Annotated in this window: 12 protein-coding genes; 1 reads left to right on the forward strand and 11 read right to left on the reverse strand. The window is 62.4% G+C overall.

Features of this window, described 5'->3' with window-relative positions; translation table 11 throughout:
* Positions 1–82: 82 nt before the first annotated feature.
* The 6 genes from GM909_RS22375 to GM909_RS22400 all read right to left on the reverse strand — a co-directional run bounded on the left by GM909_RS22375 (position 83) and on the right by GM909_RS22400 (position 5,572).
* Complete coding sequence (locus tag GM909_RS22375; RefSeq protein WP_157019431.1) at positions 83–829, reverse strand: glucose 1-dehydrogenase; 747 nt, start codon at positions 827–829, stop codon at positions 83–85.
* 47 nt (positions 830–876) lie between these two features.
* Complete coding sequence (locus GM909_RS22380; protein ID WP_157019432.1) at positions 877–1,554, reverse strand: ABC transporter ATP-binding protein; 678 nt, start codon at positions 1,552–1,554, stop codon at positions 877–879.
* Between the two features lie 2 nt (positions 1,555–1,556).
* A complete protein-coding gene (locus tag GM909_RS22385; protein WP_157019433.1) occupies positions 1,557–2,297 on the reverse strand; it encodes an ABC transporter ATP-binding protein in 741 nt (246 codons plus the stop codon).
* Positions 2,297–3,286 carry a branched-chain amino acid ABC transporter permease gene (locus GM909_RS22390; RefSeq protein ID WP_157019434.1) on the reverse strand — a complete coding sequence of 330 codons (990 nt, stop codon included), beginning with the start codon at positions 3,284–3,286 and terminating at the stop codon, positions 2,297–2,299. Before GM909_RS22390 ends, GM909_RS22385 begins: the two co-directional genes overlap by 1 nt.
* A 2-nt stretch (positions 3,287–3,288) precedes the next feature.
* Positions 3,289–4,188 (reverse strand): branched-chain amino acid ABC transporter permease, encoded by a 900-nt coding sequence (locus GM909_RS22395; protein WP_157019435.1) that lies wholly within the window; start codon positions 4,186–4,188, stop codon positions 3,289–3,291.
* 79 nt (positions 4,189–4,267) lie between these two features.
* Positions 4,268–5,572 carry an ABC transporter substrate-binding protein gene (locus tag GM909_RS22400; protein WP_235912020.1) on the reverse strand — a complete coding sequence of 435 codons (1,305 nt, stop codon included), beginning with the start codon at positions 5,570–5,572 and terminating at the stop codon, positions 4,268–4,270.
* 242 nt (positions 5,573–5,814) lie between these two features.
* On the opposite strand from GM909_RS22400, the gene GM909_RS22405 reads away from it, so the two are divergent.
* Entirely contained in the window at positions 5,815–5,982 is a 168-nt protein-coding gene (locus tag GM909_RS22405; protein WP_157019436.1) for a hypothetical protein, read from the forward strand.
* A 49-nt stretch (positions 5,983–6,031) separates the two neighbouring features.
* Here GM909_RS22405 and GM909_RS22410 read toward each other — a convergent pair whose 3' ends face one another.
* From GM909_RS22410 to GM909_RS22430, 5 genes are read right to left on the reverse strand one after another with little or no spacing between them, the layout of a single operon-like run.
* On the reverse strand, positions 6,032–7,504 hold the full coding sequence (locus GM909_RS22410) for an aldehyde dehydrogenase family protein (RefSeq protein WP_157019437.1): 1,473 nt from the start codon (positions 7,502–7,504) through the stop codon (positions 6,032–6,034).
* The gene (locus tag GM909_RS22415) at positions 7,501–8,376 is read right to left on the reverse strand and encodes an FAS1-like dehydratase domain-containing protein (protein WP_157019438.1); all 876 of its coding nucleotides are present in this window, start codon (positions 8,374–8,376) and stop codon (positions 7,501–7,503) included. The genes GM909_RS22410 and GM909_RS22415 overlap by 4 nt, the downstream gene beginning before the upstream one ends.
* Positions 8,377–8,387: 11 nt before the next feature.
* Positions 8,388–9,545, reverse strand: a complete 1,158-nt coding sequence (locus GM909_RS22420; RefSeq protein WP_157019439.1) for an acyl-CoA dehydrogenase family protein — start codon at positions 9,543–9,545, stop codon at positions 8,388–8,390.
* A gap of 3 nt (positions 9,546–9,548) precedes the next feature.
* Entirely contained in the window at positions 9,549–10,877 is a 1,329-nt protein-coding gene (locus tag GM909_RS22425) for an MmgE/PrpD family protein (RefSeq protein ID WP_157019440.1), read from the reverse strand.
* On the reverse strand, positions 10,874–12,046 hold the full coding sequence (locus GM909_RS22430; protein WP_157019441.1) for a CaiB/BaiF CoA transferase family protein: 1,173 nt from the start codon (positions 12,044–12,046) through the stop codon (positions 10,874–10,876). The genes GM909_RS22425 and GM909_RS22430 overlap by 4 nt, the downstream gene beginning before the upstream one ends.
* Positions 12,047–12,158 lie beyond the last annotated feature (112 nt).

A 12,158-nucleotide genomic window follows, 5' to 3' on the forward strand; every position in this document is an offset into this window, starting at 1 on the left:
GGAGCGCTTTCGAGTTTGCTCCCGCTACTTCGTTTGAATTGCGTAAAGAACCGCCCTTCCCTCTCCGCTTCCTCCTTTCTGATCAGATCGTCCGGCCGCCATCGACCTCGAGCACGACGCCGGTGATGAATTCTGCCTCGTCGGATGCGAGATAGAGGCAGGCATTGGCGATGTCCCTCGGCTCGGACATCCGGCCGAGCGGGATCGTGGCGATGAACTTGGCGCGGTTCTCCGGCGTATCCGGAACGCCCATGAAGCTCTCGAGAAGACCGGTCGCGCCCATGACGGGGGCGACGCAATTGACGCGGATCTTGTCGGGCGCAAGCTCGACGGCCATCGAGCGGGAGAGCAGGTTCACAGCGCCCTTGGTGGAGTTGTACCAGGTCAAGCCCGGTCGCGGGCGGATGCCGGCGGTCGAGCCGATATTGAGGACGACGCCGCCTCCCTGGTCGCGCATCACCGGCACGATCGCCCTGGTCATGTGGAACAGCGCCTTGACGTTGATCGCATAGACCTTATCGAACTCCTCCTCGCTCACTTCCATGATCGGCTTGTTCCGGTGCGTCCAGCCGGCGTTGTTGACGACAATGTCCAGCCGCCCGTCCGATCTTGCGGCCGCGACCGCCCTCTCGACATCCGCGACGGATGTGACATCGCCTGCCACGGCCTGCGCATCGTCGCCGATCTTTTCGGCCTGCGCCTTCGCGCCGTCTTCATTGAGATCCATGATTGTCACACGCGCGCCTTCTCTCGCGAATGTAGCGGCGATTTCCGCTCCAAAACCGGATGCCGCACCGGTGACGAGTGCCGATTTACCCTTCAAGCGCATATTCACTCTCTCCATTTCATTGATCATGCGCGCGCGGCGCATCGTCCTCACGCCGTTTCAGCCTCGACCAGCGGCATTTCCTGGATTTCGCCGCGCTCGATCGTCACGCTGCGTTCAGCGAAACTTTTCAGCAGCCCGGGATTCGATTCGGTGATGACCACGGACAGAGACCTGTCCTGGTCCCTGAGGGCGCGCAAAGCCTCGGCATAGCGATTGGCCAGCACCGGAGCGAGCCCCTGAAACGGCTCGTCGAGCAGGATCAGCTTGGTGCCGATCATCAACGCCCGTCCAAGCGCGACCATCTTGCCCTGGCCGCCGGACACGGACCCGGCCGGACGCGGCCCCATCTCCTTGAGTTCGGGCAGGATCGTGTAGACTCGGTCGAGCCGCCGCTTTGTCTCTCCCGCCGACAGCTTTGCCACCCGTGCCGGCAGGAGAATGTTTTCCTCAACGGTGAAGGCGGAAAACAAGCGCCGATCCTCCGGCGCGTAGCCGATCCCGAGGCCCGGCCTCATATGCGGCGGCACCTTCTGGATATTCTGACCGTCCAATTCGATATCGCCTGACGAAGCCAGGAGCCCCATCACGGCTCGCAAGGTGGTTGTCTTGCCCGCTCCGTTACGGCCGACGAAAGCGACGGTCTCGCCTTCGCCTACCGTCAGGTTCACGCCGCGCAGGATCGGGATCGATGCTATCGAGACCTGCAGGTTCTTCAGCGCCAGCATCGTCAGCCTCCGATCACTGTTCGAATGACTTCGGGGTCCGAAAGCACCTCCGCCGGCGCCCCTTCCTTCTGAATGCGGCCCGTGCTCCACACAGCGACACGGTTGGCATACCGCGACACCATCTCCATGTCGTGTTCGACGAATACGGAAGTGACACGCTGCGCGCGCAGGGCGCCGATGAGCGTATCCATGATCGCGAATTTCTCCGACGACGCGACACCCGATGTCGGCTCGTCCATCAACAGCACCGTCGGCTTGAGCGCCAGCGCCAGGGCGATATCGACGAGCTTGCGCTTGCCTTCCGGCAATTCGGAAGCCATCCTCTCCTTCACGTCCGAACACCCGACCTGATCGAGTATGGCCTCGGCATCCTCGCGTTCGGGAATATCCACCAGCCTGGAGAAGGGTGCCAACCGGCCAGCCCGGGAGGCCGCGGCCAGCAGCATGTTCTCCAACACGGTCTGTTCCGCAAAAAGCTGCGGAATCTGGAACGCTCGCGCGATTCCCAGCCTTGAGATGGCGCGCGGCGACTGGCCAAGCAAATCGCTGCCCTTGAATGTCACGCGTCCTGCCTGCGGCGCCAGATAGCCCGTACAGATATTCAGGAACGTCGTCTTGCCCGCACCGTTGGGGCCTATGATCGCCAGATTATCACCTTCAAAGACATCGAGGGCGATGCCGTCGGCAGCGACGACGCCACCGAACCGGATTTCGATGTCCCGAGCCGAAAGCAGGGCCCTCATTACGCAATCTCCCCGGCTTTACCGATCGACGATCGAGACCGCTTCTTGTTGACGCCACGAACGCGATTGCCGAGCTTGATCAGCAAACCAACGATGCCCGATGGCGCGAAGAGGATGATGCCAAGAAGCACGACCCCCAGCGTGAGCTGCCAGGTATCGCCCAGATAGGCTGCCGCCGTGACCCGGATGAATTCGAACACATAGGAACCGGCGAGCGCGCCCGTGACGTGTCCCGCACCTCCCAGTATGGCCACGAACACGAACTCGCCCGAGCGTGTCCAATAGGCATAGTCCGGCGTCGCGATACCCTGGAAGACGCCGACCAACGCTCCGCCAACGCCGGCCAGCACTGCCGAAACGACATAACCGATCAGCAATGTCCGCCGTGGCGATATCCCGAGATATTCCACGCGCGTCTCGTTGGTCTTGATTGCCTTCAATGCATGCCCGATCGGACTGTCGAGCAGGCGCCAGACGCCGTAGATCGAGACGGCCAGCAGGACGAGCGCCAGATAGTAGATGCCCAGCTCAAAATCCGAGCGTGAAAGCTGCTGACCGAAGAAGGTCGGCCGCGCGATCCGGAATCCGTCCGATCCCCCGGTGATATGAATGAATTTTTCGAGCAGCGAGAACAGCACCATCGAAAAGGCAAGGTTCAGCATGGCGAAGAATATGTAGCGATAGCGAACGACGAAGATCCCGACGAACAGGCCGGCGACGACGGACGCTCCCAGCGCCGCTACAAGCAGGATGACGATCTCGCCACCGCCACCCATCCATCGCCCGACGAAGCCGGCGCAGTACGCACCCACCGCGAAGAACATGGCGTGGCCGAAGGAGACCTGCCCCGCCTGGAGCAGGAGGATGATGCCGATCACCGGCAACGCCTTTGCGAAGACGATCGTTAGAAAGGCGTCCCATTGAGGGAAAAACAGTGGATTGATCGCCGCGAGCAACACGAGAGCGGGAAAGACGATGCGCATGATCATGATCAGATCTTCCTCGCAGTCGACTTGCCGAACAGGCCCTCGGGCCGGACAAGCAATACGAGCACCATGATGATGTAGGGCATCACCACCTCAAGCTCGGGAGCGAAGAAAACCGCCATTGAACGACCGAGACCGATCATCAGGGCCGCGACCGCCGCGCCCTCGATCTGGCCAAGTCCGGCCGTCGCGGCGACCGCGAAGGAGAGCACGATCATTTCCGCCCCCATTCCTGGCAGAACCGAGGTCGTGGGAGACGCCAGCGCTCCGCCTAACGATGCGAGGGTGACGCCGATAACAAAGGTGAGAAAGAACACGCGCCGCGCATTGATCCCCACGGCAGTCGCCGCCTCACGGTCCTCCGTCACCGCGACGATGATCGATCCGGCCAGCGTGTATCGCAGGAACCAGCGCAGTCCGAACAGAACTGCCAGTGCGACCAGCGGCAGGAAAAGCGTCTGGTAGGCGGTATAGGTGATACCCGCGATTTTGACGTTGCCAAGCAGCCGCAATGGCTCGGAGTAGAAATAGGGTTGGACGCCCCAGATCAGGCGCTGCGCATTGTCGAGTATCATGAAGACTGCAAATGTCACCAGAAGCTGAAGTGTTTCTTCATGTCCGTAGATGCGCTGGAGCAGGAAGCGCTCCATCAGACCACCCACAACGACGCCCACCAGCACAGCAGCGACGATAAACATCGGATATGCGAGCCAAGGCGAGAGGCCCGCGCTCGCCAGCGCACCTCCTATGCTGGCCGCTGCATATGCGCCGAGCGCATAGAAGCTGCCGTGAGCCACATTGAGGATGCGCATCACGCCGAAGACGAGGGTCAGCCCGACGGCGACCAGAAACACCAGCGAGCCATAGGCAATACCGTCGAGAGTAGCGAGAACGAGAACTTGCACGGAAGGAAGCCTCCTGGAAGCGGTTGGAAGCAGACGGCCGCGCCTCACCCAAAGATGAGCTCGGCGCGGCCAGGGAGGATCACTCCTCGTGCTTATATTCCGTGACTTCGGTGTCGATGAAGCTCGGGTCGAGCGTCCCGATCCAATCCAGCGAGTTCTCGCCGGCAGGCGCCATGATGTCAGCCGCGCCGAAGATCATCATGTCATCCATGATCGGGAAATCGTACCCGTCCACCGTCCGTGATACTCCGATCAGCTGGGCCTCCAGAGCCTGATTGTCCTCGCGGATCGTCAAGGGACGGCCATAGCCCTGGAATTCCAGGCCCTCCATGGCTTCGAGCACCTGAGCCCGGTCGGGGAATTTTCCGCCATTGGCATCCGCTGCCTTGTCGTAGGCCGCCTGCAGCGCCGCGAATGCCTGCGCCATGTGGAAGGCGGGGTAGATCGGATAGTTGCCGGTCCGCTTTCGGAAGCGCTCGACGAAGTCGCCCAGGTTCTTGTCGTCCCGCAATTCCGGGTGCAAGAAATAGTGGTCGCCGCGGGCGCCGATGATCACGCCGTCGGGCAGCACGCCGCCCAGACGCTGGATGGACGATTCAGCGAGCGGCAGCACGAATGTGGAATTCTGAAACAAGCCGCGCTGACTGGCCTGCTGGACCAACGTATCGAGATCGCCACCCCACGAGGTCGACAGGATCACGTCGGGCTGCGTGGCGAGCAGGCGGGAAATCTCAGCCGAAAAGTCGGGGGCACCGAGGCGTGGGAACAATTCGGCGACGACCTGGACATCCGGCTTCAGCTTCATCAGCGCGCTGGAGAACAGCTCCCAGCTATCGCGACCCCAGGCGTAGTCCTGGTTGATGACCGCTATCGTCTCGAAATCCGGGATTGTTTTCAGCAGGTAGAGCAGCGCAGCCATCATTTCCGGCGTCGCATTGGCCTGCGTACGGAAATTGTACTTGTATTCTGCCTCCTCGAAGATGCGCTGGGTGCCGCAGTCCCAGAGAATGTTGAGCACTTCCAGGTCTTCGAGCAGCGGCGTCAGGTTGATGCAGTTGCCCGACGAGATCGCGGCCATCATCACATCCACGTCGAGGTCCTGGACAAGCCGGCGGACCTCGGTCGTCAGTGTTTCGGCGCCGGCTCCCTCGTCGACGAAATGAAGCTCTACCGGCACACCTTGTATGCCGCCTGCCTCGTTGATGTTCTCGGCAATCATTTCGGCCGCCGCCTGCGCGGGAACGCCGAAGACAGACGCCGGACCCGACGTGAACGTCGTGATGCCGATCTTGATGTTCTCGGGCACGTCCTGGGCAAACGCGGTCTGCGCGACTCCCAGTCCAAGCACTGTCGCCATCGACAGAATGATACGTCTTGCCTTCACGGGTTCCTCCATATGATACGGCGCAATAGTTGCGCGCTCCTCCACTTCCGCGAAGGTCCTCGTCTTGTGCCAGCATTGCAAAGACAGATTCGCTTGGTGGGCTATAACGCGCCGATATAGCCGCAAGCGCGGTCCTCGACCTCGGAGCCCTTATAGGCGTGATGACGCTTTGCTATTGGCAATCGCGGCCGCTCGGGGCCGAGGAATTCGAAATCGACCCGCCTGGCATAGAGTGACCGATCATGTCCGAGATCGCGCAAGAGAATGTCATCCGAAACGTCGCCGCGACGCTCCAGCTCTTCTCCTGTTCCCACCCCGCCGATTTCGTTTGCCACCTCGCCCGAGCCTATGAGGACGAAAAAGGCGCGAACGCCCGCCAAGCGATCGGCCAGATCGGGCCTGCCCGCTGAAAGGGGCAGCCCGCGCTCGAAACGAACTGACCCACCCGCGCCTTCCTGCTCAGTCGTGCTTGAAGACGAGGGTCTTCAAAGTCGTGAAGTCGTGCAGCGCCTCGAAACCCTTTTCGCGGCCATGGCCGGATTTGCGTACCCCGCCGAAGGGCAGCTCGACACCGCCGCCCGCCCCATAGGCATTGATATAGACCTGCCCGGCTCGCACCTTGCGGGCAACGCGTGTCGCCCGCTTGGCGTTCGAACTCCACACGCCGGCGATAAGGCCGTAGTCGGTGCCATTGGCGATCGTGAGCGCGTCCGCCTCGTCCTCAAACGGTATGACCGAAAGGATCGGTCCGAACACTTCCTCGCGCGCCAGGCTGTTTGCCTGGGGCACCGGGCCAAACAGCCTCGGAGCCACAAAGAAACCGTTCTCGGGCGCGCCCTCGGCGATCTTGCCTTCCGCAAGAACGGCGATCCCGTCATCTGCCGCCTTCGCGCAGAAGCTCTCGACGCGACCCTTCTGGCGCAGGCTGATGAGGGGACCGAGATCGAGATCCATATCCGGAGTGCCGGCCTGCAACTTGCCGAAGCGTTCCGCCACCGCGCCGACGATCCGATCGTAGCCGGAACGCTCCACCAGCAGGCGCGACCCGGCCGAACAGGTCTGGCCAGCATTCTGCACGATAGCGTTGACGAGCGTGGGCAGCGCTTCGTCCAGATCGACGTCGGAAAAGACAATCTGAGGCGACTTGCCGCCAAGTTCCAACGTACACGCAATGTGGTTCTTGGCCGCTTCCGTCTGCACCAGCACACCGATCTCGGGGCTGCCGGTGAAGGAGAGGAAGTCGACGCCCGGATGCGAGATCAGCGCCTGCCCCGCTTCCGGCCCAAGACCGGGAACGACGTTGATCGCGCCGGCGGGAAAGCCTGCCTCGGCGGCCAGTTCCGTCAGGCGGAGGGGCGTCAGACAGGCTTCCTCGGCGGGCTTCATCACCACCGCGTTTCCGGCCGCCAGCGCCGGTCCGAGCGTGCGGCCGTACATCTGCGCCGGATAGTTCCAGGGAATGACATGGCCGATCACCCCGTGCGGCTCGCGCTCGGTGGCGACGAAATAGCCGTTGAGGAACGGGATGGTCGTACCGTGCCATTTGTCCGCGGCGCCGCCGTAGAATTCGAAGTAACGGGCACAAGCCGCAATGTCGGCCCAGGCCTGCTTCATCGGCTTGCCACAATCGCGCGCTTCCAACGCCGCGAGTTCGTCCGCATTGTCTAGGATCAGCAGGCCCAGCCGAGCAAGCAGCCGCCCGCGCTCGAACGCAGCGAGCTTTCCCCATTCCCCTTCATACGCGCGCCGTGCGGCCTTGACGGCACGGTCTATATCCTCCGGTCCACCGGCAGCGATCCGTGCGAAGACGCGTCCCTCGGCTGGCGCGACAACATCGATCTCCTTGCCGGACGCGGCCGGCGACCAGTGATTGTCGATAAAAACACCTTTCGATGCAGCGATGCCGGCATCTGATGAAACTTGGGCGTTCATGACGATTTTCCTTCCCCGTGTTCCTGCAGGCTCGCTTCCATATGGATGGTGCCGGAAACACCTTCGGTGATGAATTGGGAGCCGTTCTTCGACGATTGGCGGGCGCGTATCGGGTTCCCTGCGATCGCTGGCGATAATCCGCGATAGTCGAAGTGGCGCGGCGTTCGACCCATGCTTGCGGCCGCGAGATTGTAGAGCAAGGTGGCCTGCAACGGCCCGTGGACGACGAGGCCCGGATAGCCCTCCTCGCGCGTCGCGTAGTCCTGGTCGTAGTGAATGCGGTGGCCATTGAAGGTCAAAGCGGAATAGCGAAACAGCAAGGTTGGCGTCGTCTCCACCACCCAGGAGCCGTCGATCGTGTCCGTGAATCCTGCGTTCTCATCGGAGCGCTCGACCGACCGGCTGCTCTCAGGTTTCGCAGCTTCGCGATAGACGATGTCGTGCCGTTCGCGAATGGCGAGGCCGCGCCGCGTGCGGTAGTCGTGATGCATGACGACGAACCACAATTCGCCGCTGCGTCCCTGCTTGCGCATAATGGAACCGTTTGTCGATTCCCGCCTCACGCGGTCTCCCACGCGTATGGGTCCGTGGCTCTCGATCCTGCCGCCGGCCCACATCCGCCGTGGCAATGGTATCGGTGGGAGGTCGCGGTTTTTTGCGGGGTGCCCGTCCGCTCCGAGTGCCTCCACCGGCGCGATCGCCGGTGACAGGCACCAATGGATGCCGAGCGGTGCCTCTCCCTCGCCCACTGCAGCGAGGTAATGGGCGAACGTTGCCCGAAAGCTCGCGACCAGACGCGGCGTGACGACATCCTCTGCCTCGCTTTTGCGCCCGATCCATTCCGCGAATGGATTCTCGTCCATGCTGCTCATTCTGGCCTCGTTCAGTACGAGCGCGGCATACCGAGCACATGCTCGGACAGAAATGACAGGATCAGATTGGTCGAGATCGGTGCGACCTGATAGAGTCGCGTCTCCCGGAACTTGCGCTCCACATCATATTCCTCGGCGAACCCGAAGCCGCCATGCGTCTGGATCGCGGCGTTCGCGGCCTCGTTGGAGGCATCGGCCGCGAGCAGCTTGGCCATGTTCGCCTCGGCGCCACAATTCTCCCCCGCCTCGTAGAGCCTGATCGCCTCGCGGACCATGAGCTCGGCGGCCCGCATGTTGGCGTAGGCGCGCGCGATGGGAAACTGGATGCCCTGGTTCGCACCGATCGGGCGGCCGAAGACGTGGCGCTCCCCGGCGTAGCCGGCCGCCTTTTCGATCAGCCATTTGGCGTCGCCGATGCATTCGGCGGCGATCAGGATACGCTCGGCATTCATGCCGGATAGGATGTAGCGAAAGCCCTTGCCTTCCTCGCCAACCAGATTTTCTGCCGGCACACGCACATTGTCGAAGAACACTTCGGTCGTGGCGTGGTTCATCATCGTGCGGATCGGCCGGATGGAAAGCCCGTTCCCCCGCGCCTCGCGCATGTCGAGGATGAAGACCGACAGTCCGTCGGTCTTCTTGGCGACCTCGTCCTTCGACGTCGTGCGGGCAAGCAGGAGCATCAAGTCCGAATGTTCGGCGCGCGACGTCCAGATCTTCTGCCCATTGACGACATAGTGATCGCCCTCGCGCCGCGCGAAGGTGCGAATCGAGGTCGTGTCGGTGCCGCTCGTAGGCTCGGTGACGCCAAACGCCTGCATGCGCAACTCGCCCGAGGCGATGCCGGGAAGATACTTCTGTTTCTGCGCCTCGCTACCATGGCGCAGCACCGTACCCATTACATACATCTGCGCGTGGCAGGCGCCGCCATTGCCACCGGAACGGTGAATCTCCTCCAGCACCGCGGCAGCGGCTGAAAGCGTGAGGCCCGCCCCACCATATTCCTCCGGGATCAACGTCGCGAGATAGCCGGCCTCCGTAAGGGCATTGACGAAGGCTTCAGGATAGGCCCGTTCCACATCCAGTTCGCGCCAGTATTCCGCAGGATATCGCTCGCAGAGCTTCCGGACAGCTTCGCGAATTTCTTCGTGGTCTTGAGGGGTGAACATCGATTAGGCGCTCCGGGCGAAATGGGGACTGGGGTGATTGGCCGACGCAAACAACCCAAGGCTGCGCACAGGACGGTCGTTGACGAGGTCGAGGATCGCAGAAACCAGATCGCTGGCCTTGCCTGCCGGCATGCCCCCCTCGACAAGAAGCCCATGCGCCTTGGCTGAAAGTTCGTTCGCGCTCACCGGATTCTCCGGATCGCCCTTCGTTTCGTTCCGGACTGCCTTAAGCACGCGGCGATCGCTGGTCTCGACTCTGACTTCTGTGCCGCAGGCTTTCGGATAGGCGCCGTTCACCGACGGGGACAGGTGAAGATCAACCTTTGAGCGTTGCTCCGCAATTCGCGCTCGCGACGAGGCATCGAAGCTCGTCTGCTCCATCTTGCCGTCGCATAGGGCGACTGCGGCGCAGTGCTGAAGCGAGAACTTGGCGCTATAAGCGCCCTGCGGGTCCGGCCGGTCGCAGACATCGAGTGCCGCCTGGTAGGCACCGACCGACACCTTGAAAATTTCGGCCCCCTGAAGACGGCTGTGAAGCTCAATCGCCGCGTCGATGGTCGGATGGGTATGGCGGCAACATGGCCAGGGCTTGATCGACGTTCTGGTGAGCTCCCACGGCCCGTCCGGAGCGGCGGTGATCGCCGAGGGATCTGGGTCGCGGCACAAGCCAACATAGAAGCCCTTGTCCCCTTCCAGTATATCGGCTGCGCCGGTGAAGCCTTCCGCCGCCAGAAGCGAGGCCAGTACCCCCGATTCCGCACCGCGCGCCGTGTGCAGATGCTTCGACATGGCGCCCGATTCCAGGAACTGCCACAGGCCGGATGATTGCGTGCCGGCATTGCCAAGCGCCCATACCGCCTCCTTGTCGGAAAGGTCGATCAACTCGGCAACCGCCATCGCCGAGCCGAAAGGACCGCAGGTCGAGGTGTTGTGCCAGACCCTGTAATGCGTCTTGCCGACGGACATGCCGACCCGGCAGCATGCCTCATAGCCGGCCAGAACCGCCTTTAGAAAGGCGATACCGCCAAGATCGCGGCTTTCGGCTGCGGCCCACGCCGCGGGGATCACCACGCAACCGGGATGAGTGACGGAATCGCGGTGCAGATCGTCCATTTCCAGAATGTGCGACAAGCCGCCGAAATAGAAGGCACGGCGGGCCATGTCGCCGCTCGCAGGCGGCGCAACCGCGCTCAGCATGCGCGCCGGCTCACTTTCGGCTGCACCCAGCGCACAGGCCACGGTATCGAGCACGAACATCGCCGCGCTTTGAAGATCCGCATCGACCACCGGCTTGGCGCGGATCAGACCTATCAGTTCCCGTGTCAGGCTCATTGCGTGCCTCCTGCCGATGCGCGCGCTTCGGGACGTGAGGATTTGTCGGTGCCGAATTCCTCGCGGATGCTTTCGCTATGTTCTCCGAGTGCCGGAACCCTGCCGAGTTCGGGTCGCCGCCCGTCAACGATGACCGGCGGCGCGATAAGCTCGGCGGTACCTGTTGTCGTCTCGACATTCGCTACGGTCACACTGCGGTGGACCAAAAGGTCTCCCATGTTCGAGACACGGCCATAGGCGATGCGCACCCGGTCGAGCAGTTCGGCGAGTTCCGCGAAAGACCGGTGAGAAAACGATTCCTGCACGCGCGCATCTGCGGCCGGGCGGTTTGCGACACGCGCATTGTTGGTGGCAAAACGCGGATCGGATGCCAGGCTAGGATCGCCGAGCACAGTCTCGCATAGCACCGTCCATTCGCGGTCGTTCTGGATCGAGATCAATATGTCGCTGTCAATGGTGTGGAACACGCCATAGGGCGCAATCGACGGATGGGCCAAGCCGGGACGCGGCGGCTCGCTTCCGCCATATTTGCGCGCAAGGTACGGGACGTTCATGAATTCGGCCATCGTATCGAACAGCGAAAGCTGAATATGACTTCCGTTGCCCGTCTTCTCCCGTGCATAGAGCGCCTCTACGATCGCAGCATACGCGGCCTGCCCCGTCGAGATGTCGCAGATCGACACGCCGACACGGGTAGGACCCGATGTTTCCGAACCCGTGATCGCGGAGAGTCCCGCATCTGCCTGCACGAGAAGGTCATAGGCCTTGCGCGTGTGGTCGGGGGTCCCCGGCGCATAGCCGGCGATGTCGCACACGACGAGGCGTGGGAAGCGGCGGCGCAGATCACCGCTGCCGATCCCCAGCCTGTCGGTCGCGCCGGGCGCGAGATTCTGGATGAAGACATCGGCCCTTGCGAGCATCTCTTCGACCAGTGCGAGGTCACAAGGCGTCTTGAGATCGACGACGCAGGACTCCTTGCCGCGATTGTTCCAGACAAAGTAGCTGGCGAGCCCGTTCACATAGGCGTCATAGCTGCGGGCGAAATCGCCCTCCGGCCTTTCGAGCTTGATGACCCTGGCACCCGCATCCGCCAACCGTGAGCTGGCCATCGGAGCTGCCACCGCCTGTTCGAGCGCAACAACAAGGATTCCCTCTAGCGGGCCCGCCACGGCGTTCTCCCATGCCTCGTTCCATTTGCCCCAGAACACACACTGCGGCATCGAGACGGTCAAATACCGTTTCTGAATGAGGGCTATAGCGAAGTCTTGCCCCCTTTCTCTC

It is taken from the genome of Mesorhizobium xinjiangense (assembly GCF_009749525.1).
Lineage (GTDB): Bacteria > Pseudomonadota > Alphaproteobacteria > Rhizobiales > Rhizobiaceae > Mangrovimarina > Mangrovimarina xinjiangensis.

What these genes read in the sequence shown, in the direction of transcription:
- GM909_RS22375 (WP_157019431.1), bottom strand. Translation starts at nt 829, where the DNA reads ATGCGCTTGAAGGGTAAATCGGCACTCGTCACCGGTGCGGCATCCGGT.
- GM909_RS22380 (WP_157019432.1), bottom strand. Translation starts at nt 1,554, where the DNA reads ATGCTGGCGCTGAAGAACCTGCAGGTCTCGATAGCATCGATCCCGATC.
- GM909_RS22385 (WP_157019433.1), bottom strand. Translation starts at nt 2,297, where the DNA reads ATGAGGGCCCTGCTTTCGGCTCGGGACATCGAAATCCGGTTCGGTGGC.
- GM909_RS22390 (WP_157019434.1), bottom strand. Translation starts at nt 3,286, where the DNA reads ATGATCATGCGCATCGTCTTTCCCGCTCTCGTGTTGCTCGCGGCGATC.
- GM909_RS22405 (WP_157019436.1), top strand. Translation starts at nt 5,815, where the DNA reads ATGTCCGAGATCGCGCAAGAGAATGTCATCCGAAACGTCGCCGCGACG.
- GM909_RS22410 (WP_157019437.1), bottom strand. Translation starts at nt 7,504, where the DNA reads ATGAACGCCCAAGTTTCATCAGATGCCGGCATCGCTGCATCGAAAGGT.
- GM909_RS22415 (WP_157019438.1), bottom strand. Translation starts at nt 8,376, where the DNA reads ATGAGCAGCATGGACGAGAATCCATTCGCGGAATGGATCGGGCGCAAA.
- GM909_RS22420 (WP_157019439.1), bottom strand. Translation starts at nt 9,545, where the DNA reads ATGTTCACCCCTCAAGACCACGAAGAAATTCGCGAAGCTGTCCGGAAG.
- GM909_RS22425 (WP_157019440.1), bottom strand. Translation starts at nt 10,877, where the DNA reads ATGAGCCTGACACGGGAACTGATAGGTCTGATCCGCGCCAAGCCGGTG.